The sequence below is a fragment of the Nostoc sp. genome, assembly GCF_036919495.1.
Lineage (GTDB): Bacteria > Cyanobacteriota > Cyanobacteriia > Cyanobacteriales > Nostocaceae > Nostoc.
Genome location: NZ_JBALBZ010000048.1, coordinates 1 through 22,454, shown reverse-complemented (window position 1 = coordinate 22,454; position 22,454 = coordinate 1). Strand labels below are relative to the sequence as shown.

The 22,454-nt window shown below is 42.3% G+C and carries 18 protein-coding genes and 2 pseudogenes; 4 read left to right on the top strand and 16 right to left on the bottom strand.

Features of this window, described 5'->3' with window-relative positions; all coding sequences use genetic code 11:
- Positions 1-218 precede the first annotated feature (218 nt).
- The 3 genes from V7K25_RS06250 to V7K25_RS06240 all read right to left on the bottom strand — a co-directional run bounded on the left by V7K25_RS06250 (position 219) and on the right by V7K25_RS06240 (position 3,949).
- Positions 219-833 carry a Uma2 family endonuclease gene (locus V7K25_RS06250; protein ID WP_335156077.1) on the bottom strand — a complete coding sequence of 205 codons (615 nt, stop codon included), beginning with the start codon at positions 831-833 and terminating at the stop codon, positions 219-221.
- Positions 834-1,029: 196 nt separating this feature from the next.
- Complete coding sequence (gene modB / locus V7K25_RS06245; protein ID WP_335156075.1) at positions 1,030-2,883, bottom strand: molybdate ABC transporter permease subunit; 1,854 nt, start codon at positions 2,881-2,883, stop codon at positions 1,030-1,032.
- A gap of 163 nt (positions 2,884-3,046) precedes the next feature.
- On the bottom strand, positions 3,047-3,949 hold the full coding sequence (locus V7K25_RS06240) for a class I SAM-dependent methyltransferase (RefSeq protein WP_335156073.1): 903 nt from the start codon (positions 3,947-3,949) through the stop codon (positions 3,047-3,049).
- Positions 3,950-4,365: 416 nt separating this feature from the next.
- Here V7K25_RS06240 and V7K25_RS06235 point away from each other — a divergent pair, with 416 nt between their 5' ends.
- Together V7K25_RS06235 and V7K25_RS06230 are read left to right on the top strand one after the other, a co-directional pair.
- The gene (locus tag V7K25_RS06235; RefSeq protein WP_335156105.1) at positions 4,366-5,877 is read left to right on the top strand and encodes a hydroxysqualene dehydroxylase; all 1,512 of its coding nucleotides are present in this window, start codon (positions 4,366-4,368) and stop codon (positions 5,875-5,877) included.
- A gap of 107 nt (positions 5,878-5,984) precedes the next feature.
- Positions 5,985-6,350 carry a DUF6464 family protein gene (locus V7K25_RS06230; protein ID WP_335156071.1) on the top strand — a complete coding sequence of 122 codons (366 nt, stop codon included), beginning with the start codon at positions 5,985-5,987 and terminating at the stop codon, positions 6,348-6,350.
- 59 nt (positions 6,351-6,409) lie between these two features.
- Here V7K25_RS06230 and fmt read toward each other — a convergent pair whose 3' ends face one another.
- The gene (gene fmt, locus V7K25_RS06225; protein WP_335156069.1) at positions 6,410-7,441 is read right to left on the bottom strand and encodes a methionyl-tRNA formyltransferase; all 1,032 of its coding nucleotides are present in this window, start codon (positions 7,439-7,441) and stop codon (positions 6,410-6,412) included.
- Positions 7,442-8,289: 848 nt separating this feature from the next.
- On the opposite strand from fmt, the gene V7K25_RS06220 reads away from it, so the two are divergent.
- A complete protein-coding gene (locus V7K25_RS06220) occupies positions 8,290-9,615 on the top strand; it encodes a hypothetical protein (RefSeq protein WP_335156067.1) in 1,326 nt (441 codons plus the stop codon).
- 132 nt (positions 9,616-9,747) lie between these two features.
- On the opposite strand, the pseudogene V7K25_RS06215 reads toward V7K25_RS06220, so the two are convergent.
- From V7K25_RS06215 to V7K25_RS06180, 8 genes and pseudogenes are all read right to left on the bottom strand, one after another.
- Positions 9,748-9,936, bottom strand: a pseudogene (locus V7K25_RS06215) (VapC toxin family PIN domain ribonuclease); the annotation flags it as partial.
- A 175-nt stretch (positions 9,937-10,111) separates the two neighbouring features.
- Positions 10,112-10,399 (bottom strand): cell division topological specificity factor MinE, encoded by a 288-nt coding sequence (gene minE / locus V7K25_RS06210; protein WP_229556864.1) that lies wholly within the window; start codon positions 10,397-10,399, stop codon positions 10,112-10,114.
- A gap of 36 nt (positions 10,400-10,435) precedes the next feature.
- Positions 10,436-11,242 (bottom strand): septum site-determining protein MinD, encoded by an 807-nt coding sequence (gene minD / locus V7K25_RS06205; RefSeq protein WP_335156063.1) that lies wholly within the window; start codon positions 11,240-11,242, stop codon positions 10,436-10,438.
- A gap of 167 nt (positions 11,243-11,409) precedes the next feature.
- Entirely contained in the window at positions 11,410-12,450 is a 1,041-nt protein-coding gene (gene minC, locus V7K25_RS06200) for a septum site-determining protein MinC (RefSeq protein WP_335156061.1), read from the bottom strand.
- A gap of 148 nt (positions 12,451-12,598) precedes the next feature.
- Complete coding sequence (locus V7K25_RS06195; RefSeq protein ID WP_335156059.1) at positions 12,599-13,921, bottom strand: four-carbon acid sugar kinase family protein; 1,323 nt, start codon at positions 13,919-13,921, stop codon at positions 12,599-12,601.
- 56 nt (positions 13,922-13,977) lie between these two features.
- A complete protein-coding gene (locus V7K25_RS06190) occupies positions 13,978-14,640 on the bottom strand; it encodes a hypothetical protein (protein WP_335156057.1) in 663 nt (220 codons plus the stop codon).
- Positions 14,641-14,680: 40 nt separating this feature from the next.
- Positions 14,681-15,178, bottom strand: coding sequence for a DUF29 domain-containing protein (locus tag V7K25_RS06185; RefSeq protein WP_335156055.1), 498 nt, complete (start codon positions 15,176-15,178; stop codon positions 14,681-14,683).
- Positions 15,179-15,224: 46 nt separating this feature from the next.
- A complete protein-coding gene (locus V7K25_RS06180) occupies positions 15,225-15,386 on the bottom strand; it encodes a hypothetical protein (RefSeq protein ID WP_335156053.1) in 162 nt (53 codons plus the stop codon).
- A gap of 384 nt (positions 15,387-15,770) precedes the next feature.
- Between V7K25_RS06180 and V7K25_RS06175 the strand changes: the two are divergent.
- Positions 15,771-16,889 (top strand): annotated as a pseudogene (locus V7K25_RS06175) (Gfo/Idh/MocA family oxidoreductase).
- Between the two features lie 222 nt (positions 16,890-17,111).
- Here the strand turns inward: V7K25_RS06175 and V7K25_RS06170 are convergent.
- The 4 genes from V7K25_RS06170 to V7K25_RS06155 all read right to left on the bottom strand — a co-directional run bounded on the left by V7K25_RS06170 (position 17,112) and on the right by V7K25_RS06155 (position 21,363).
- Positions 17,112-18,401, bottom strand: coding sequence for a Glu/Leu/Phe/Val family dehydrogenase (locus V7K25_RS06170; RefSeq protein WP_335156051.1), 1,290 nt, complete (start codon positions 18,399-18,401; stop codon positions 17,112-17,114).
- Between the two features lie 216 nt (positions 18,402-18,617).
- On the bottom strand, positions 18,618-19,763 hold the full coding sequence (locus V7K25_RS06165; protein WP_335156049.1) for a beta-ketoacyl-ACP synthase: 1,146 nt from the start codon (positions 19,761-19,763) through the stop codon (positions 18,618-18,620).
- 119 nt (positions 19,764-19,882) lie between these two features.
- Entirely contained in the window at positions 19,883-20,683 is an 801-nt protein-coding gene (locus V7K25_RS06160) for a peptidylprolyl isomerase (RefSeq protein ID WP_335156047.1), read from the bottom strand.
- 110 nt (positions 20,684-20,793) lie between these two features.
- Positions 20,794-21,363 carry a photosystem I assembly protein Ycf4 gene (locus V7K25_RS06155; RefSeq protein ID WP_335156103.1) on the bottom strand — a complete coding sequence of 190 codons (570 nt, stop codon included), beginning with the start codon at positions 21,361-21,363 and terminating at the stop codon, positions 20,794-20,796.
- Positions 21,364-22,454: the final 1,091 nt, after the last annotated feature.

The following is a 22,454-nucleotide window of genomic DNA, read 5'->3' as shown; positions in this document are numbered from 1 at the left end:
ATTTCACGCTTTTTTCCACGTTTGCGCTTACGATAACTGGAATCATTGATTTAATCAAATCCCATTCGGTATCGGAAATGTCTGTGGGATAAGGTTTTCGACTCATGGCATCCGATTCAAATTTTAGAGCAAAGAAGTCGGATTGACTGGGGAAATCTCTGCAAGAAAGTGACACTCCCCTGGCAGATTGTAGATGTCATGTAAGAGATATTCAATTTTCAATCCCACACCCGACGCAAATTCAACACAAAATCTGGTAACACCGCTTCACCCGATAATTCAGCAGGATTCTCCAACACTTCCACTGCTAATCCCGGTCGATAAATTTCCACCCGTCGCTGCTGCGGATCGATTAACCAGCCCAGCAGAGCGCCATTGTCAATGTACTCCCTCATCTTAGCTTGCAAAGACCCAAGCCGATCTGAGCTAGAGCGTAACTCTACAACAAAATCCGGGCAGATATTAGCAAAGGTTCCTTTTTGTTCTGGAATGATTGCCTGCCAACGTTCTTGGCTCACCCAAGAGGCATCGGGGGAGCGAGTCGCACCATTGGGTAAAATGAATCCAGTCGAAGAGTCAAAGGCTTTACCCAGTTCGCCCGAATTACGCCACCACAAATACAACTCTCCAGAAATACTCCAATTGCGTTCTCCAGTTTCCCAGCCCGTTGGTGGGTTCACAATTAACTCTCCATCTGCGGTTCTTTCCAGTCTCAAGTCTCGGTTGGCTACTGCTAGGGCTGCAAACTGTGCCTGGGTGACGTACAACCCGATTGTCTTAGGCAACTCAATCAATAGGGTTTCGGTTTCTGGACTTGGGGGTGTCTGTACCATCTTGACCTCTTACACAATAGGGATTTAAGTGAAAGATGCCTACCCTATTAACTAACACATTCTACACGCTTGTCTTCGCGATCGCGCCCTTAAATAGAATAGTAAGTTGGGTTGAGCATATCAAACTCTGGAAGCGTGACAGTACAGCATATTGGTTGTGTTTGTAAAATTGAGATTGCGAAGTATATCTCTGCGTTCACTCCATCAAAATCAACCGCAGAGGATCTAAACGCACATACCAAGGGAAAGCTTGGTCTTTCATAGTCGCCCATTTTTCTTTGAAAACTTCAGCTTGCAGATGATAATCTTGAGAATTCTTGCTAGCCGAATGTAGTTTGAGAAACAACGTCATCCGGTGAGGCGTTTCACTTGTTCGCACTAACCAGCAGGGAAAGGTATTTTCCTGTGATGAGTCGTTGGTAAAAATGAACTGATGGGCGCGAATGCCGATGTGAGATAATTCGCTATTAACTGGTTCAATTACTTTCAGGGTACAACTCCAATCAATCGCTTCCACTTCTTGCGATGACTGAGGAATAAGGCGGGAGAAGTTTTTACATCCGGTAAGTTGGGCGACACTAACAGTAGCTGGATGCTGAAAAATATCGTGTTTGCTGCCATAATGAACGGCTCTACCATGCTCCAACACCAATAGATTCGGGCAAATTCGATAAGCTTCTTCCATATTATGGGTAACAAATAGAGTCACACCTTGATAGCCAGCAAGAGTTTCTGTCATTTGCTGCTCTAATTGACTACGCAGATGGGTATCAAGTGCCGAGAACGGCTCATCTAAAAGCAGCGCCTCCGGTTGACTTGCTAATGCTCTTGCCAAAGCTACCCGTTGTTGTTGGCCCCCTGAAAGTTGGTGCGGATAGCGATCGCCTAATCCCTGCAACTGCATCGCTATTAGTTGCTCCTCTACCTGTACTCTAATACTCCCAGCCGATAGTCCTTTGGGCAAGCCGAAAGCGATATTTTGCGCCACACTCATGTGCGGAAACAGAGCATAATTCTGCACTAAAAAACCGATGCGGCGATCGCGACTGGGTAAATTAATTCCTTGCTCTGAGTCAAACAGAACTCTCCCATTTAAAACTATGCGCCCTCTTGTCGGCGTTTCTATCCCCGCAAGGCAGCGCAAAATCATGCTCTTACCTGCACCAGAACCCCCCAATAATCCCAAGGGTTGCTCATCAGTAGTAAAAGCAACTTTTAAATCAAAGCTAGGAAGTATTTTTTCAATGTTGACAAACAATCCACCAGATTCAAAGCTAGATTGCTGAGTACAAAGAATTTCTCCCCCTGCTCCCCCTGCCCCCTGCCCCCTGCCCCCTGCTCCCTGCCCCCTGCCCCCCACTCCCCACTCCCCACTCCCTACTCCCCCCTTCTTTTCCTTCAATTCTTGCCAGAAGTTGACTGCAATAATTCCAGATAGAGAAATCACCATAATTGCGATCGCCCAGAACCACGCCTCATTCATTGCTCCCCCTTCCACAGCAAAATAAATCGCCATTGGGATTGTCTGAGTTTGTCCAGGAATGTTACCAGCCAACATCAGCGTCGCCCCGAATTCTCCCAAAGCACGGGCGAAAGCGAGCATTGTGGCGGCTGCAATTCCGGGTAATGCTAGGGGAAAACTAATGCGCCAAAAGATTGTGGTTTCAGTTGCACCAAGGGTTCTGGCTACTCGCAGTAAATTACCGTCTATTTGTTCAAAAGCTCCCAATGTAGTTTTATACATCAAAGGGAAAGAAACTACGGTAGCTGCGATCGCTGCACCATACCAAGTAAAGACGATGGTGAAGTCAAAAGCCTCCATGAGTTTCCCTACAGGGCCATTTTTGCCAAAAAATAGCAGCAACAAGAAACCGACAACCGTAGGTGGTAAAATCAGTGGCGCAATAAAGATACTTTCAATCAACGATTTCCCTTTGCCACGATATCCCAGCATCCAGTAGGCAGCTGCGATACCCAAGAAGAATGTGATAAATGTAGCAAGTAACGAAGTTTTGAGTGATATCCAAAGAGGCGATAAATCCAATGGCATAGTTGCAGAGGGAAGAATTAGCTCAACTAATCCCTAATTTACCAACTTTAGTCAAAACATGTTGGTAAAAGTTGGTAGATTACATTGATTGGAAAAATAAAAGCACAACATTGTTGTGCTTCCGTAGTTCTTTGGTATTCAGTTCATTGTGACAACATCTTAATTAGTCGAGTTGAGTACTGTAGGCACTAAAACCATAAGCTAAAGTTTCCTTTAAACTATCTGATGGCTTAAGGCTTCTATTAATGGCATTAGCAAACGGCAGAGGAATTCCTTTAATGGTTTCCGGCAAAATTGCATATTCTTGCGTTGGTTCGACACTGTATTGGGGACACTTAGCTTTTATCCCAGCAGTTGCTAACATTTCATTGATTTCAGCAGATGTATATTGCTTCAGATAAACTGGATTTCTTACAAATGGATTCAGCCTTCTGATAAAATTATGGATAATATGAGAAGGACAAGACTTGTTGTGAAAGGAATGATTAAAAACGAAAATTCCACCAGGTTTTAGTACGCGAGATATATCAGCCAGCAAATTTCTTAATTGTGCATCTGGGATATGCATAAAGACACAGTTAGAAATTACCAAATCTATAGAATTATCTTCTAAAGGCAATATTTCAGCAGAATTACAAATCAAGTTAAATTCAGCTTCAGGAAAAAAATTGTATTCTTGTTTAACCTTGATTAACCGCCGCAACAACGGTTCAGAAATGTCAATTCCATAATATTTTTCGCATTTCAAATTTTTAGCTTTAGATAGATGTAAAGGTGCGCGACCATAACCACAACCAATCTCTAAAATAGAACCAACAGATTTATTCAATGGAAATTTGTTCCAAGTACCTCCAGGTGTGCCAGTTAACAGAGTGTAATCTTGTTTGATGGGCGATGTATCTGCAAGTTTTTCTACTTTTTGGGAACCATAGTATGTTTTACCAATTGCGTCCCATCTTTTTTTATGTTGAGTATTATTCAATTGTTCATAGTCACTAGGAAAATAAATGCCATCTCGTAATTCAAAGTCATTCAGACTGGATTTTATATGTGCTAATTGAGACATTATGATTATTCCTCATCAATAGTTAAGTCTGTTTCCTGTTATACTCTTAACTCAGCATTAACCGCAAGCAATTTGTACTGAATTACTCTGCCTTAGCCTTTCTCAAAGTCTATAACTGTTTTTAATTCAATGGAATATGGTTCGTAAGGTAGCACAGCTATGCTACCAAAGCACGTATTGTAAGCTGATGAGCATTTAAGTTGCATAACACCAGGGCTGAAGCCGTTACTACAAGCGAATCAGTCTGGAAAAATGAATGACGATTAGCTTATCCATAGACGCGTAGCGGCTACTCTTCGAGTTCTCCAACGGAGTACCCGCAGGGTACGAAAACCGTTGTAATAGCAAGCTGTCATCTGATGAAAACGGCAAGTTCGTATACATTAGTTGATAGACTGCAACAATCGGAGGCTGGGATGGTAGAAGGGTCACAACAAAAACGGGTGGTAGTTGTAGGTGCTGGTTGGGCTGGTTTAGGAGCAACCTACCATTTGGCAAAACAAGGTTATGATGTGACGCTTCTAGAAGCAGGCCCCTATCCTGGTGGATTGGTGGCAGGTTGGCAAACAACCACCGGAAAATCTGTTGAAGCTGGCATTCATGGCTTTTGGTATCCTTACAAAAATATTTTTTCCCTAATCAATGAATTAGGAATTAATCCTTTTACTACTTGGACTCGTTCTTCGCAATATTCACCAGCAGGTTTGGAAGTTGAATCACCAATTTTTCAAGACTTGCCACGGCTTCCCTCGCCACTGGGAACTTTTCTCTACACTCAATTTAAGCGGCTGCCGCTAATTGACCGTCTCAGCGCCTTACCTTTACTTTATACTGTCGTTGATTTTGACAACTCTGATGCGGCTTGGCGGCGCTATGACTTTGTAACTGCCCGTGAATTGTTCAAAGATTTTAACGTTTCTGCACGGCTTTACCGCGAGGCCTTTGAACCAATGTTATTGGTGGGGTTGTTTGCCCCTGGTGAACAATGTTCAGCCGCCGCAACTTTAGGGATGCTTTACTTTTTTATTCTGGCTCATCAACCCGATTTTGATGTAGTTTGGTGTCGAGGAACTGTTGGAGAAAAAATATTTCGTCCTTGGGTGGAACGTATCGAAAAAGCTGGTGCGCGAGTATTACCCAAGCGTCAAGTTACAGATTTAATTGTTGATAGCAATCATCGAGCCAAGGGTGTAGTTTGCGGTGATGAAGTAATTGAAGCAGATGCGGTGATTTTTGCAGTTGGGATCACGGGGATGAAGAAAATTGTCTCAACTAGCCCTAGTTTACAAAGCCATGAAGAATTTCGTAATTTGAGCAATTTAGGAGCAATTGATGTTTTAGCAACGCGACTATGGTTTGACCGCAAAATTGATATTCCTCGTCCTTCTAATGCTTGCTTTGGATTCGACGCAACTACAGGTTGGACGTTTTTTGATTTGAATACTCTACATGATGAATATCGGAATGAGCCAGGAACAGTAATTGAAGCTGATTTTTATCACGCAAATCAGTTTCTCAATTTGAGTGATGAGGAAATTTTAGCAATAGTTCAGGGTTATTTAGCAACTTGTATCCCGGCGTTTCGGGAGGCAAAGATAATTGATAGCAGTGTAATTCGGCTACCTCAAGCGGTGACTCACTTTGCACCTGGTAGCTATCGTTATATGTTGCCCGCTAAGACAAGTTTTAAGAATGTGTTTATGAGTGGGGATTGGATTGTGAACCGTCATGGTTCCTGGTCACAAGAAAAAGCTTATGTTACGGGTTTGGAGGCGGCAAATTTGGTGGTGTCTTATTTGGGAGAAGGTCAGCCATCTGAGATTTTAGCTGTAGAAGAGGATGAAGCGCATATCCAAGTGGCGCGATCGCTCAACCAAACTTTCCGTGACTTGGGCAAATCTATCTTACCTGAATTTTGGTTGCCCTAATCTGTAGGGACGCGAAGAGTTAATCATTAATTGTAATCTAAATTCGGTAAGCTAAAGAAAGCTATTGCGATACCATCCTTATAATGTAAATCAAATCACATAAGCTTATGGAGCCAGACTCTTTACAAACTGAGGTGATTCTGACGCATCCGCGTGAGTCACTCGGTAAAGTGCAACTTGATTGGACACCCCAACCCGGAAACTATCTCGATTTTGAAGGTAAAACCTACGCGGTTTTAGAACGCCGCCATCGATACCAACTTAAAGGTGGGCGCTACCGCTTACATAATATTGCCATTTATGTGCAGTCTGCTAAACGACCATCTGAGAAAAGTTTGGTAGCGGGACGTTGGGTAATTGGTGATGCCACTTGCTGTTACAATGCTCATTCAGAACTCATTCGCTGTGCAGTCAACCCAGATGGCCCTTGCGAATCTTGCCGCTTTTATGAAAAGTTAGAAGTTAGGAGTTAGGAGTTAAAAGTTATTCTCCCTCCTCTCCCACCCTGCGGGAAACTAAAGCTACATTTCCCTCAACTACCCGCACCAAAAACTTCTCCCACGGTTAAGCGGGTACCATTCACAAAATCCCATCCCGACTGGGGACGTTTACCAGCTAGCTGAACCTCTCGCAAGAGCAACAAACCTTCTCCAGTCTGGACAATTGCCCCAATTCCTTTAGTAATGTTAATTACTTCTCCTGGTCTGTCTGATACATTTGACAAATCCGGCAATTTATGCATTAATTCTTGTAATTCTGGTGGGAGATCGCGTAGACGCAAAGCGGCTTGTCGCCAGACATCGCTTACAGAACCAAGGGGAGCAGAAGCAGTGATTTTCAACAGGTTGTTACGAAAGGTAGCTGTACAGTTAGGGTAAAAGCCTCTGATTTGATTGTGTAATTGGATAGCGCTTTTTGACCAATCTAAAACATAATCTTCTTTTTGAATCAGAGGTGCATAAGTAGCTTCCAAATTATCTTGAGGAATTGGTTGAATTTCTTTACGCTCCAACTTCAACAGAGTTTCTACCAACAAATCCCCACCGATCCCAGCTAGTATAAAGGCTAAATCTTGGGTAGTATCTAGTAATCCAATGGGTGTAGTGGCTATTTGTAGCATTGGGCCGGTATCCATTCCCACATCCATTAACATTGTCGTGATCCCCGTTTCCTTCTCACCGTTGTACAAGCACCACTGAATCGGTGCTGCACCCCGATATTTGGGTAAAATCGAGCCATGCACATTAATACAGCCCAATTTTGGCATATTTAAGATTTTTGACGATAATATCTGTCCATAAGCGACAACAACAAACACATCTGCATCTAACTGTTTGAGTTTGCTTAAAGTTTCGGTGTCTTTTTTCACCCGTTCGGGTTGCCATACTGGTAAGTTGTGAGCAGTAGCGATCGCTTTTACAGGTGAAGGAGTTAGTTTATTTCCCCGTTCCCGGCGTTTATCTGGTTGGGTGACAACTGCCAACACCTCAAATTCTGGGTGATTCAATAACTTTTCCAATGTGGGTACAGCAAACTGCGGTGTACCAAAGAATACAATTTTCATTAATAATTAGTTGTTAATCGTTAGTGATTAATTAATGGTAAATAATATCGGCTGTTTGGTGGTACAATATTTTCGTATTGGTGAAACGAAAGGCTTATTGATTAACTTAATAGTTAAGTTGACAAGTGTAATAACTAGTATCAACTGCATCTACCTTTAGTGAGCCTAATAGTTTAGTGGTGTCTCGTTACGAGCCGCTAGAGCATCTACCGAGTAAGTTTTGTTGTGTTCCCGATAACTTGCACCTAATTAGCGTTAAATACAATTGGGTTTCTAAAAAAGTATTGCGTCTTCTAACTATTTCTGTAGTTAAGATTGCAGTTTATAACTTTAGGTTGCTGACAGCAGTATTTTCTGAGTATGATGTATTGTGCGTCTGCCTTAAGAGTTTTTCACATAACGCCTCACGTTTACCATTATGAGGGTTTGCCCTCTTATATTAGTGTGTAACCTGGCTTGTTTGTTGTGTACTAGCGATCGCTAGTACGATCCCCAATCGCCGATTTATCTCACTCTTGGTTGCCAGCGTTATTACACGCTGAATATTCCTTTGACTAATACCTGTTTTTGGTGTGGTTAGGTATAGCAACGGCAAGATTATATATTGTGTAGTAATTACTGACTTGTCAGCATATTTACTATACTCACATATTCTTGTACAAAAACATCAAGTACCTAAGCAAGAAAAGGTGTTGACAATGATACTTAATTTTGTAAAACTCTGCGAACTTTGAAGTAAAAATCTCGTCAAAGTTTTTAGTTTCTTGTTATACATATAATTACCGCCTGCCCATTGCTGCATAGGTATTGCTTCTCACATAGCAACCGCCCCTCTAGAGAGTCTACAAATGCTTAAACCCCTTTTGCTGTCAGGATGGTTCCGCGCCCAACCATTTCTCAATTACGTTGTCGTTGCAATACTGATTGCACCCTTACTAGGGGCATCGGCTCACTCGTTACCGATAAAATTTGAAGTATCTAAGCTAACTTCAATGACTGGAGATTCTGACTCTGTATCAAAGGAAATAGCTGTAGTTGGGGAACCTGAGATAGCTGAAATATCAAAAACAGAGCAAACTGACTCCTTAATAGAAGAATTTGACTCTGTGCCAACACAAAGTACTACTGTCCAGGAACCGCAAGTATTACTAGCCGATAAAATAGACTCTTTGGCTCAAATACATAGTTTTGTGTCAAGCAACAATTTAACTATTCCTGATTCTTTGGCAGCAGTTGAACTCGCACCATTAACAGATGTTCCTGTTAGTCAACTTAATTTAATCCGAAAACTCAAAGCTGCTAATATAAAGTCTTTAAAAGGACAAGAAAATTCTCTCTCTAGAGAAAAGTCTTTAACTGAATCATTGACAGCAACTCAAGTAGTACCAACTCTTACAGAATCACAACCAACCACAACAACGGAAATACCTGTTTCTGAACCTCATGATGAGTCCCAAGCAGAACAAATAGATCCTATAGGTAGTCCTCATCCTATTCCTTGGAAATGGATTACAGCGACTCAAGAAGCTATTGGTTCCAAGGGTGGTTCGGGAGTGCGTCACTACCGCAGCATACCCGTGGTTTCTCCAGATGGTAAATATGCAGTTTATAGCCGGGTGCAACTGGAGGTAAAACCCCAAATGTATAACAGTCGGGTAACTAGCGTGCTGTTTGTCCAAGATATGCACACCAATAAGTTGTGGGTAATGGCTTCAACAACTCCTGTTAGCGATCCTTTATTACAGGTAAAGGCTGTAAAGGGTGCGTCGTCTGAAGAAACTGATCCCAGTGGTAAAATTGGGGTATTAGTTCCAGTTAGCTGGTCAGAAAAAGGCGATCGCTTCTTAGCACGCAAGTTTGAAGGTATATTTAATACAGGTGATTCTACAGATAGTGCAGTGATTTGGGATCGGCAAAAAAATCACGCTAATACAGTTGCTCCTGCTAATGCTAATGAGGAGGAACATGAAAAAATTGCAGTATTGTTAGGTTGGAGTAAAAAGCAACCGGATCGTGTATTGTTCCGTGCAGGTGAATTAGGTGAGGAAAACTGGCCATTAATGCAAGTTGCTAATGATGGCAAGACTATAACTACAACAGATGAAGATCAGCCAATTATTTTTGGTAAAAAGGTTACAGAAATTTGGGCAGGGCCACATGTAGCCTACCGATAATTTATTAAATATTTTATATACTCCCGTTGTCAGCAGTGACGACAACGGGAGATTTTTTTATTTATTGGAATATTTGGGTTCTGAATTGTGCGTAGGCTAGCAAGAACGGCAGGCATTGCCGGGCATTGTTACTTAAGGGTAGAAAACTCGTTCAAATGGTTGGTTACGATAACGTCGATAAATATTAAAATCTTCATCCAGTGTGGCGATTGCAGCAACATTCAGGTGTTCAGAAATTGCCACAAGGGATAAGTCCGAAAAATCTGCTGCTAAATCAGCGTACTGGGCATTCAGTTCAGCAATCCGAGAAAAATCTTGAGGCGATCGCTCCCACGCAATAAGTCTCTGAAGAGAATAGTTCTCGCAGTACTCACTTTATGAAGCGTATCCTAAAATTCGTCCATAACTATCAACTAAAATTAGTATGATTTGTCAGAATTAAGGATTATTTAACTAAAATTTTAAGTATTTTTACTTAAAATTAAAACTACAGAGACTAATCACCCCTTTCCCATTCAGGTATAGCTCCTTTGACTCGGCGGATGGGCAAATTAGCAATTAAAGCTGTCGTTCGTTGGTTGCTTTCTAAGGAGAACTCTAAGCCCTCCGTCTCAACTTCGACATAGCGACAGACTACATCTAAGATTTCTTTCCGCATTTTTTCCAACGTTTGAGGATCTATATCAGCGCGATCGTGAGCAATCACCAATTGCAGGCGACGTTTAACTTGAGTTCGACTGCTATCAGTACCGCGAGAAAAAAGTCGTTCTAGAAGTTCAATCATTACGAATATGTCTGGCGCAAAGACTGGAAAAGTAAGTTAAAGAATCTTTGTCCTGAACAACCTTCGTATACGGGCGAAGATGCTGTCTTGGGACGAGTCGATCTCCAGAAATTCGACACTTTCCCCTTCTAATCTACGAGCAATGTTCTCAAAGGCTGTGGCAGCTAAAGAGGGATTTTCCGCTAACACTAAGGGTTCGCCGCGATTGGTAGATACAATAACACGCTCGTCGTCAGGGATTACCCCGATCAGGGGAATGGCGAGAAGTTCCTGAACATCTTGCACTGACATCATATCATTTGCCTGCACCATTGCGGGTCTTATACGGTTAATTATTAAATGAACACGCTTGATACCTTGTGCTTCTAGTAAACCCACTACCCGGTCAGCATCACGAACTGAGGAAATTTCTGGGGTGCTGACAATTAGTGCTTCTTTTGCTGGGCCGATCGCATTTTTAAACCCATTCTCAATGCCGGCAGGGCTATCGATGATCACGTACTGATATTTTTGCGCCAGTGCATTCACCAATAACTTCATCTGTTCAGGCGTGACTGCATCTTTAGAGCGATTTTGGGCTGCCGGCAAAAGTACGAGATTAGGTTGGCGCTTATCTTTGACCAAGGCTTGTTCTAAGCGGCATTCTCTGGCTAAGACTTCCACCGCAGTATAGACGATGCGGTTTTCTAGCCCTAGCAGCAAATCCAAATTTCTCAGACCAAAATCCGCATCAACCAAGGCAACTTGACGCCCCATTTTAGCTAGAGCCATGCCCAGATTTGCTGAAACTGTGGTTTTACCCACTCCTCCTTTGCCGGAGGTAATCACTATAATGCGAGTCATGATAGAAATGCGGTCAATAAGGGTTCAGAAAATATAAAACAGTAAATTGCAGTATAAAGTATGAAGTATCTTATCAAGTATGAAGAAATATCTGTTCTTCCTGATAAGGGCTAGGTATGAATATTTATGTTATTTCATCCTTTATACTTCATTCTTTAACTAAATATTTATGGTTCTTGATTGCTCTTGGTAAATTGGTTTCTGGAAAAATCAGTAGCCCTAGCGATGCGAATTCCTTGGGGCGTAATATGTGCCACCTCTGGAGAAAACTGCATTGGCGGTTTTTCTGGTGCCCTAGCTACAGCATCTGCAATCCGTAGTTGGGTTGGTTCCATTTGCAAGGCCATAATCAGACACTCACGATTGCCTCCAGCACCAGCATGAGCGATTCCCCGGAGGCGACCCCAGATGATAATATCTCCATCTGCAATTACAATACCACCTGGATTTACATCTCCCAAGATAATTACTGTACCAGGATGACGAATTTCTATTCCAGAACGGACTGTTATTTCTAAATAAAGCGCATCTTCTTGAGGTATGGCTGTAGCTTTTGCCTCAGAATTCAGAGAAGTTACGGGCTGTAGTTGTTCTACAGAATACCCAGATGTGACGGCAGCGATCGCAGTTTGCCGCCGACTAGTTGAGACTGATATTAGTCGTAGTTGGACATCACTCAAAGCCTCGGCTAATTCTTGGAGTTGTCTGGCATCTACTAGGCGGTCTTGTGCCATTAGATGCACAGGTGTATTAGATATCCGAAAGCGATCGCCTGCATTCAAACGCTGTCTTATTTGTTGCCAAATATCAGACCAACTGAGTTCTGAAGCAGATACTTGAGATTCCGGGGGCAGAATTAATAACAGCCGTCCCTCCTTACTTTTTAACTGGACTTGACTATTGTCATTTACGCGATACCCTGATATGGCTGACTCATTAGGATTTAAATCAGTAAGAATAAAATCTGATGCCGGATCAGTATTTGACTCTACATCTGGTTTAGCAGGATTTGACTCTACATCTTCAAGGAAAGTATTTGATTTTAGATAAAGGAGGACGGATTTTAACTCCGCATCAGGGGGGATAGGATCTGACTCTACATCAGAAATAGTAGGATTTCCCTCTACCTCAGAAAGGATAGAGTTTGGTTCTGCATTAGGAAGTGCAGAATTTGACTTTAGATCGGGAACCGCAGAATCAGAAGTCATGCATTACTAGCCAAAAGACAAAGGATACACAGATTTTGAATTTTAAATTTGGTATTTTGGATTTGTATTACCCACGAGGGCTAAAAGCGCGTAGCAAGAAGTTAGTCTGGCATGAAGCAAAAGATTATTTAATCTCAAATCTTAAATCTCAAATTGGCACAGTCAACCTCTGATAAACTGTCCCCAAGGCATCAGCATCGCCGACATTACCGGGAAACAGCACCACAGGTAAATCAGGAAACTGGGAATGATCGGAAGGCGTTAACACCATTGAACAACCAGCTAAAATTTGACCGATTAAACGAGCTGAAGTTAAAGCTAGTCCATTACTCAAGACATCATTAGAAGTAATGCCACCCTTGCTGATTAAGAATCCTATATCAGATGGTAAACCGCGTACAATATCCATCAATAAACCTGAAACTTTTTCCCCAAACTCCAATCGTGTTTTAACATCTTTAAAATTCAGTTCCTGACGGCTAGTATAAACCACTGGTGTTTTGCCAGCCTCGTGTGCGGCCCGTGTCCTTTCTTGGATTTCAGTTAGTAATGCGGCAGATTGATTTGCATCATCAAGTAATTGCGCTACATTCACTTCAATTCCCACCGTTCCTTCTACTTGCAATAGTGCCTCTAATTGCTGGGTAGTCTTTTTCACATGGGAACCAACAATCACTGCACCTGGTTTGCCTTGGCGCACGTACTGTGCCATATTTTCGGCAGTAATGGGTTGGGGTGGTAAAGCTGCTAAAGCTGTTAAAATACTTGCTGCACTGCGAAACAAAAAGCGTTTCCCTTGACTTGCTGCTGCTAATATGTCTACTGCAAAGCGGTTGAGATCATCTTGAGTTTCACCATCTACAACAGCGCACTTATTACCACTCAGTTGTAACAAGCGTTCCAAACTACCAGCGCGAATATCAGCTAGGAGAAATCTTTCTACAGCTTCGGCACTAATTCGTCTTTTAGTCTTTTCTTCGACGTACTTGGGTAAGTAACTGTGATGGTAGCTGAAGACTGAATCACGGGCAAATTCAGTTTCATGCACTGGGGTGGGTACACCAGCAATAATTAAATAATGCACAGTGTCGCGGGTGATGCGTCCGCCCTCAAAAAAAGCTGGTACAAGAAAATGAGCATCAAAAGGGCCAAGTTCTTGTGCGATCGCATCAGTTTCAATAGGATAATGTCCCCGCAAAGTAGAATCAGAACGGCTGACAATCAGAAAATCGTCAATTCCTTCAGCATTCAAAGCGATTTTCAGGTTATGGCAAACTTCTTTAGTGACAGATGCAGCTAACTCTGGCGTTAGCGATCTAGTATTAGTTAGCACAAAGAAAATCGGCGAATCATCCTGCAACCCGATGCGTAAAGTGTCCACATCCCAGTGCATTAGCAGCAAGCAGCTGTGGACTGTTTGAGAACCCGTAGGGTCATCATCCAGGACAATTATTTTTGGTTTGTTGCTCATTTAGGTCAATGGGGCGATTGTTATTTAAGAAAGTCATCAGCAAAAAAAAACTCTACTCAGCCTTTGTGCAATTTTCTGATTTCTGCTTGCACATCGATCGCAATTTGCAATGATTGATTTAGCAGTTGAGCATATTCGCCTGCTTGACTACTAACTTGTAAAGCTTGCAGACTGGCTAAATTATTTACAAATAACTCTTGGTTATTAGCAAGCAATTTTTTATTATCCCGCAAAATTCGTTCCGTTTTCAGAGCGCGGACTAAATCTTCTCTAATGAGTTGCAGGGCCGCGATTACTTGATCTCGGTCATGGAAACTGCTTTCTACGTTTCCTGATGCTGCCAATTGGTCATTAATATCTATAGCAGCAACCAAGTCATGATATTTATCAACTTCATCTAAAAGTATTGTCAGTCCTTCAGGACAAGTCACCTGTCGCCACATCCATCGCCCCACTAATATCGGCATTGGCACTAAAATGAGTAAAAGAATTCCTAGTCGAATTGAAGAACCAATTGTTGGCAGAATAATAAATGCGTAAATAAAACCAACAATTATTGGCGTTAGCGCCAGCGTCACCAGCATTTCATTGATCAAAAACCCTAATCGCTTCTTGCTATCTCGCAAAACCGAGGGGCGAAAAACGTCTTCTGGATCGAACCCAGTCAAACGTCTCAGTTCCCCCTTACTAATTTCCAAGCCTATTAAGTCCGGCTGCACGGCTGCATACTCCTATGGAAATCCCAATTGCGTATTCATTTTAATCGGGTTTACCGTGATGATTGTGGTTATATTCAGGAAACCAATTTTCATCTAAAATTTGCTCTAAAGAGCCAATGGGTATAATGGGGAATATGTCAATGGCAAGTTGAGAGCGATCGCTTGCTTCTTTCCTTGCGTCTTGATAACATTCATCAAAGATTTCTAAAATGTAAGGCTTAAGACTAGGACTATCTTTCAGAGCTTTTTTAATCTCTCTACGAAAATTCCTGATTTCCCCTTTCCAATGTCCTTGATTGCGTTCTCGTTCGTCATCCCAACACTTGAGTTTTAGTAGATGTTGAAGAAGCTTAATTAATAAACTTTCAATTATTCGCTTCTCCCTTCTACCCATAGTTTCTAATTCTTCTAACAAATTATCTAAATCAACAGCAGAAAACTGTTTAGTACGAAGTTGGTTTATAGTTGTCCTCAGCCACAGATAATAATCTTCGTCGTATAAGGTTTGAGTTGCTGATTGGATTATTGGTTTTACCATACACTAACCGAACTCCTACTATTTTTTTTAATTTAGCTAGATCGAATTAGGGTAAATGCCAACTCAGTGTGACTCGCATTTGTCCATTAGGTAAAGCTGACATTTCCCATGCACCATCTGTAAGTTCAGAAGCGATCGCATTCATCATTTTAGTGCCATAGCCACCTTTTTTGCGTCCACAGGTGGTTGATTTGATAATTGAAGTCATAGCCTTAGGCTGCTAACGCTACATACTCAGTATCCATCATTCTGAGGTTATGAATTTCAGTCAAGGTACAATACCGAAAATATTCCCTAAGTCTAAACTAAAGCTTACTGAAAGAATGAGGTTTTAATTTAACAAGTCGTTGAGAATAGACGAGATCCCATTCATCAGCCTCCAAATTCTCAGCCCTATAAATAAATTGATTATTACTGAGGGGAAAAAATGGCTAAAACGGAAGCTAAAGCTAAATTTATTCCAGATATAGAAGCTGTATTAGCAATGTAATAATGCAATTTTCTCTAATATGTTGCATAAACAGTAAACCATGATTTGCACGTAATAAGTGCATTTAAATCACCAAAGTATTCGTCATCAGGGAGTAAAATAATGACTGCTACAAATGGTAAGCGCAAAATTCGTTACGCCGTTGTTGGTTTAGGTTGGTTTGCCCAAGAAGCAGCTTTACCTTCCTTTGCCAACGCCGAAAACTCAGAATTAGTGGCACTAGTTTCAGATGACTCCACTAAAAACGAAGAACTGAGCAAAAAGTATGGTATAGAACATACATATTCTTACGAAGAGTATGAGGAGTGTTTGGCAAGTGGCGAGATTGATGCAGTTTATATTGCGCTGCCCAATCACTTGCATTGCGACTACACTGTGCGGGCTGCTAATCAGGCAATTCATGTATTATGTGAAAAGCCAATGGCAGTAACAGAAGAAGAGTGTGAGGCAATGATTAAAGCTGCCAATGACAATAATGTGAAGCTGATGATTGCCTACCGTTTACATTTAGAAGAAGCCAATTTACAAGCAGTTGAAATTTTGCGTTCAAAACAAATTGGTGAACCACGTATTTTCAACTCGGTTTTTACTCAGCAAGTAGAAGAAGGCAATATTCGTTTACGAGATGTTACAGGTGGTGGCACGCTCTATGATATTGGCGTCTACTGCATTAATGCTGCACGTTACTTATTTCAAGATGAACCTATTGAAGTATTTGCTGTAGCTGCCAATAATGGAGAACAACGCTTCAGCGAAGTGGAAGAAATGGCTAGCGTTATTTTACGTTTCCCGAATGAGCGATTGGCAACATTTACCTGTAGCTTTTGAGGAGCAAGTGTTTCAACCTATCGGATTGTAGGTACTCAAGGCGATTTACGAGTAAATCCTGCATATCCTTGGCAGGGAGAAATCAAGCATTACCTGACAATTAATGGTGAAACTCAAGAGCGTACCTTTGAGGATCACGATCAACTAGCAGCTGAATTTACTTACTTCTCTAATTGTATTCTCGAAGATAAAAACCCAGAACCATCAGGTACGGAAGGGTTGATTGATGTTTCGATCATTCAAGCGCTTTACGAGTCAATTGAGACAGGTAAACCTGTGCAGATTCAAACTAGCGAGCGCCAGCAACGTCCCACATCGGATCAAACTATTGAGCGTCCTCCTAGTGACGAGAAGCCAGACTTAATTCATGCTGCTGCACCTTCTGGGCAATGATTACTAATACTAATTCTTGGTGAAGTTGCACAAAATCAAGTTTGGTGAAATAAAGAATGTACTAAGTGGATGATTGTCAGAGAACAGACATTTAGTACTAGTAATATTGTAGCGATCGCTTAATAAAAATACTCGCTATTAATAACATATAAGGGCACAACAATAATATTGTGCCCTTATATGTTCTCTATTCAATTAAAAACTGCTGTTTATGTCCAAATCTTAAGGATAAAGACCTCTGTCAGTCAATGCCTGAGCCACTCTACCTACCCCTAAAGTATAAGCAGCTAATCGCAGAGGAATTTGCCGTACCTCCGACTGCTGAATCACCCGATGGTAAGCTTGTACCATCAAATGCTCCATTTCGCGGTTAACGCGCTCCTCATCCCAAAATACGTAGGAAAGGCCCTGCACCCACTCCAAATAACTAACTACGACACCGCCAGCATTCGCCAATATATCCGGTAACACTGTCACACCCCGTGCCTCTAACGCCAAGTTAGCCTCAAGGGTAATCGGCCCATTAGCCGCTTCTGCAACAATTCGCGCTTGCACTTGATTCACATTTTCTTCAGTGATTTGGTTTTCTAAAGCCGCCGGTATTAAAACATCGCAGGGCAAAGTTAATAAATCTGCATTGCTAATTGGTACAGATTGCGGGAAACCCATAATACTCTTGCGATTTTCAGCAGCATAGACTTTCAACTTGGGAATATCAAGACCGACTTCGGAAAATATTCCTCCAGCACCCGTTGAAACAGCAATAACTTTCGCGCCTGCTTGATGTAATAATTCTGCTGCGGCACAGCCAACGTTACCGAAACCCTGAATAGCTACTCGCATACCTGCTAAAGATTTACCTTGCTGTGCCAGCGCCTCACGGACAATAATCATCACGCCACGTCCAGTTGCCATTTCTCGTCCCAGTGAACCACCTATAGAAAGCGGTTTCCCAGTTACAACCCCTGGTACAGCATGACCAACATTCACAGAGTAAGTGTCCATCATCCAAGCCATCTCACGGGACGAAGTACCCATATCTGGGGCAGGAATATCTACAGCAGGCCCAATATCTTTAATCAACTCGCTGATATAACGACGGGTGATTCGCTCTAATTCGCCAACACTGTAGCGTTTGGGATCTATAGCAATGCCACCCTTGCCACCACCGTAAGGAATACCTAATAAAGCACATTTCCAGGTCATTAGCATTGCTAGAGCAGATACTTCGCGCAATGTCACAGCTGGATGGTAACGGGTTCCGCCCTTATAGGGGCCTAAAACATCGGAGTGCTGCACCCGGTGTCCAGCAAGAACCTGTATTTCCCCATTATCTAATTTCACGGGGATGGAAACCGTCACAACCTTACGCGGGTGGCTAAGAATTTCCAGCAAACCCTGATTTAAATTTAATTCTTTAGCTGCCGCTTCTAAGTAGCTACAGGCTTGATCAAATGGGCATATATGCGCTGGAGAAGCAGGTTCTGGCAGCAACAGAGATTTTGAAATCATAAAATTTTCTCCTAATCACGGTATCTTTACGAACCGGATATCATCTGTATTTAGCTTATCCTTTTTTTGGGGAAAATAGATATTTTGTAGTTTTTGTTACAGTTTTATTTTTCATATCCTGATATTACTGCAAAAACAGGATAATTATATATTAAAAGTAAATACTTAAGTAAAACTTATATATAATGTCGGTCAGATAGTTAAACTAACAAGTTTCTACCTTGCTAGTGCGATCGCTGCATTCTGCCCACCAAAGCCAAAACTGCAACATAGCACTTGCCTAATTTTACTTAAACGTGCAGATGTAATAATATCTAAATCAAACTCTGGCTGCTGCAATCCTACACAAGGTGGTAAAATTTGATGCTTTAAGGCCATGAGAGAAAAAGCCACACCTAAAGCTCCAGATGCTCCTAATGTGTGGCCTGAGCTTCCCTTGGTGGAACTAACTGCTACCCCTTGGGGAAACAAACGCTGGATTACCATGCTCTCCATTTGGTCATTTAGCTGGGTAGCTGTGCCATGAGCATGAATGTAATCAATATCGCCTGGTGAGAGACAACTACGTTCTAGACATTGTTTGATGGCAGCGATCGCACTTTTGCCTTCAGGTTCTGGTGAATTAGCATGATATGCGTCGTTGGTTAAGCCAAAACCGAGAATTTCACCATACACTTTTGCTTGACGCTGTTTTGCCAACTCTGCTGATTCTAAGACAAAGACAGCTGCGCCTTCGCCCAATACTAAGCCTTCCCGGTGCAAATCAAAGGGATAAGCCCCAGTTTTCGCCAAAGCACCCATCTGCTGAAACCCAGCCAAAGTTAGGGGTGTAATCGGCGCTTCCACTGCGCCAGCGATCGCCTGTTGACATTGCCCAGTTTGGATAAGCAAAGCTGCTTGAGCGATCGCCCAAATTCCAGTTGCACAAGCTGCCATCGGTGCTAAAACTATACCTGATGCACCGATTTGTCTTGCAGCTGCGATCGCATTCATGTGAGGCAATGTATCTAGCCAATTTCCAAAAGAGGACACGGGCAAATCCGCCGCGTCTTCATACATTTGCCGCGCCAGAATTTCCCAAGACGCTTGATAAGAGCGACTCGATCCAATGACTACAGCACAATCAGCTGCATGTGAAACTAACCCAGAATCTTGCAAAGCAGAAGCTACAACCATCTGAGTTAACATTGTCAATTCAGATGGTTGTTGACCAATCAAACCTAGAGGAAGTGGTGTAAATTCTGGAAAAGGTTGATGTAATCGAATTCCAGATTTACCTGCTAGCAAATTTTGCCAGCTATCCTCTAAGTTTCCACCCAAGGCGGAAATTAAACCAATACCAGTAACACAAACCTTAATCAATTTGCAATTTGGGAGGATAAGAGGATGAGAGAGATGAGGGAGATAACCGAACAATAATCGCTAATCTCTTATCTCCCCCTGCTCCCTCATCTACCCCTGCTCCCCCTGCCCTCTTTCTCCTACTTCCCTGGTATTTTCAGATTTTCAGCGCCTTGAGTGACTTTAGCAGAGTCAATGCGATCGCCTTGCTTAATTTTGTTCACAACATCAAAGCCTTGAGTGACATTGCCAAACACGGCGTAGTTACCATCTAAGAACGCCAAATCCGTTAAAGCAAAGTAAAACTGGGCAGAAGCGGAGTCTGGTGCTTGCGATCGCGCCATCGCTACTGCACCCTGTTTATGAGGTAATACTACGGCTTGAGCAGTAGCATCAAAGGGTTTATTGTAAATTGGAGTATCTGAACCTTTTGGCTTAATTTCTAAAGGTATATAACGAGCATTTCCCGTTTTTGGGTCAATATAACTACCTGTTCCTAGTCTATCTGCTGAAACTTTCGGGTCTTTGCTTTGGGGATCGCCCCCTTGAACTACAAACGGTTGGGGTTCGCGTACAACTCGATGAAAAACTAAACCATCGTAGACACCCTTCTGCACTAAATCTACGAAGTTGCCAGCTGTAATGGGGGCATCAGTGCCATCTACTTCGATAGTAATCGGTGAGCCTTTAACCGTAAGTACCACAGTAGCCTTGCCATCGAGGCGTGGTAAATCTGCTAGTCCAGGAATACTCTCATTATTAGTTTGAGATGAAGATGTTGCTTCAGTAGTTGTCTTGCTGCTTGCCTCGCTTGTGGTCGAGGTAGCTGTCGAGATTGGAGAAGATGTATTAGAAGCGACTTGCTGTGTTGAACATCCTCCCAACATCAAGGCACTGATAATCACAAGAGAAAGCAAAAATTGTGAAATTTTTAACCGCATTGCCTGTTACCGATTTAACCAGAGTATCTTATCGTTTTGAGGGGCATTGGGAATTAGTCATTAAGCAATAATTCTTCTTCCCCTGCTCCCTCATCCCACTCCCCACTCGCTTACAGCCCTTCTAATGACACTCCCAAAAAACGGGCTAATTTTGCGCCTTCTGTTTCCAACTCTGTTAAAGATAACGGTTGTCCAACCCGTGTTAAGGGTATATCTCGCCGGCCCTTAATGCGTAGATAGAGGGCGCGAAGAGGATTAAGACCTTCTTTGACGGTTATTCGCACGGACTGTACATCTTCTATACGGCCGTCAATCTCAATTCGACGGTTTTTGCCAGGAAATCCCCAACGGAATATTTTGATTGTGCCAGTTTCCTGATTAAATTCGTTGTAACCGCCTCCTACGTCCCATAAAATCACTAGCCACAGGTATGTGGCTAATAGCAAGCCAGCAGTGCCATATAAACCCATCACCAATCCTTGGGGGACGAATACTAGTTGAGTTGGATCGGAAACTATGAGTAAATTAACTTTTAAATAACTGGATATCCCAGCTAATAAAAAGCCGCTTGCTCCCAACGTAACGATAGTTGCCCAGCAGTAATTACTGAACCGACGAGAACCGAGAACATTTTGATGCAGGAGGCGATCGCCTTTGTTAATCGTTATTGATGCCGTCATTGAACTACCATTGCCCCGTGAGATACTCGCTGTCACATACTTGCACACTCAATGCTCTTGCATGGAGTGTGTGCTTCTATACCAATCCGGCTCTTGCTTAGGAGGCATTGAAGCTCTGTTTTAAGTCCACGGTATACTTTACCGTAGACGATGAATTTTTTACCCTGCACCCTACAAATTTTACTGTCCCGGATGATGCCTTACCTGCACTAAGGGACAAACCACTTAGGCTATTTGTATTAGTCAAGATGTGCCAACTTCCTTTCCCCTTGTCCAACGTTTCACATAGTTTTTCCAGAGGTGTATCAACGACTGTGGCGGCGAAGTAACCATCTAGACTATTTTACCAAACATTGTTGACAAAAACTTAACCGCCCCCTTCGCTGTTCTTGCTACTTATATAATTTGTTAGGGCACTAAGTCTTAAATTTCTACACTCAATGGCTGATAAAAATTCTTTTTACCCAAATGCGGTTCGGATAAGCAGGAGAGGCTCTTGAGCAAAGAGGGTTATTGTTCAGTAATTCTTTTTTCCCCCTGCTTCCCCTGCCCCTTTGTCCTCTTTCTTCCCTGCTCCCTGCCTGTTTTTCACCTTTTGGGAATGAGTTCCCTATCTACGTCGAGGTAGACTAAATTTTTTTACATTTCTGAGAAAAGTTGTGTCAAATTGTAAAATTTCTGATATTCATATTATTTATAAGGTTTGTGTTTCATGACTGATTTGCTTCTGTGTATCAGGCAAAAACCCTGAGTAGTATGATAAGTTAAGAATCATTAAGTTACCACAAGCTAGATTACTAGCCGATGGTACGTGTAATGGCATAAAGAAAGAGAAATGCTGATTTCACTAATGAGCATTTCTCTCAGAATCTCAGTTGCTTTTATGCTGTTGAGATTGTCAAAAAAAACGTTAATTCCTCACGGCAGTCGGTTACACTGGCTCTCCGCACTGTCTTAGAAACGTTGCAATTTTAGTAAAAAGAGGATTTTAGTCCGATGACCATCGCAGTTGGACGCGCCCCTAGTAGAGGGTGGTTTGACGTATTAGACGACTGGCTCAAGCGCGATCGCTTCGTATTCGTAGGTTGGTC

What these genes read in the sequence shown, in the direction of transcription:
- V7K25_RS06250 (WP_335156077.1), bottom strand. Translation starts at nt 833, where the DNA reads ATGGTACAGACACCCCCAAGTCCAGAAACCGAAACCCTATTGATTGAG.
- modB (WP_335156075.1), bottom strand. Translation starts at nt 2,883, where the DNA reads ATGCCATTGGATTTATCGCCTCTTTGGATATCACTCAAAACTTCGTTA.
- V7K25_RS06240 (WP_335156073.1), bottom strand. Translation starts at nt 3,949, where the DNA reads ATGTCTCAATTAGCACATATAAAATCCAGTCTGAATGACTTTGAATTA.
- V7K25_RS06235 (WP_335156105.1), top strand. Translation starts at nt 4,366, where the DNA reads ATGGTAGAAGGGTCACAACAAAAACGGGTGGTAGTTGTAGGTGCTGGT.
- V7K25_RS06230 (WP_335156071.1), top strand. Translation starts at nt 5,985, where the DNA reads ATGGAGCCAGACTCTTTACAAACTGAGGTGATTCTGACGCATCCGCGT.
- fmt (WP_335156069.1), bottom strand. Translation starts at nt 7,441, where the DNA reads ATGAAAATTGTATTCTTTGGTACACCGCAGTTTGCTGTACCCACATTG.
- V7K25_RS06220 (WP_335156067.1), top strand. Translation starts at nt 8,290, where the DNA reads ATGCTTAAACCCCTTTTGCTGTCAGGATGGTTCCGCGCCCAACCATTT.
- minE (WP_229556864.1), bottom strand. Translation starts at nt 10,399, where the DNA reads ATGATTGAACTTCTAGAACGACTTTTTTCTCGCGGTACTGATAGCAGT.
- minD (WP_335156063.1), bottom strand. Translation starts at nt 11,242, where the DNA reads ATGACTCGCATTATAGTGATTACCTCCGGCAAAGGAGGAGTGGGTAAA.
- minC (WP_335156061.1), bottom strand. Translation starts at nt 12,450, where the DNA reads ATGACTTCTGATTCTGCGGTTCCCGATCTAAAGTCAAATTCTGCACTT.
- V7K25_RS06195 (WP_335156059.1), bottom strand. Translation starts at nt 13,921, where the DNA reads ATGAGCAACAAACCAAAAATAATTGTCCTGGATGATGACCCTACGGGT.
- V7K25_RS06185 (WP_335156055.1), bottom strand. Translation starts at nt 15,178, where the DNA reads ATGGTAAAACCAATAATCCAATCAGCAACTCAAACCTTATACGACGAA.
- V7K25_RS06180 (WP_335156053.1), bottom strand. Translation starts at nt 15,386, where the DNA reads ATGACTTCAATTATCAAATCAACCACCTGTGGACGCAAAAAAGGTGGC.
- V7K25_RS06170 (WP_335156051.1), bottom strand. Translation starts at nt 18,401, where the DNA reads ATGATTTCAAAATCTCTGTTGCTGCCAGAACCTGCTTCTCCAGCGCAT.
- V7K25_RS06160 (WP_335156047.1), bottom strand. Translation starts at nt 20,683, where the DNA reads ATGCGGTTAAAAATTTCACAATTTTTGCTTTCTCTTGTGATTATCAGT.
- V7K25_RS06155 (WP_335156103.1), bottom strand. Translation starts at nt 21,363, where the DNA reads ATGACGGCATCAATAACGATTAACAAAGGCGATCGCCTCCTGCATCAA.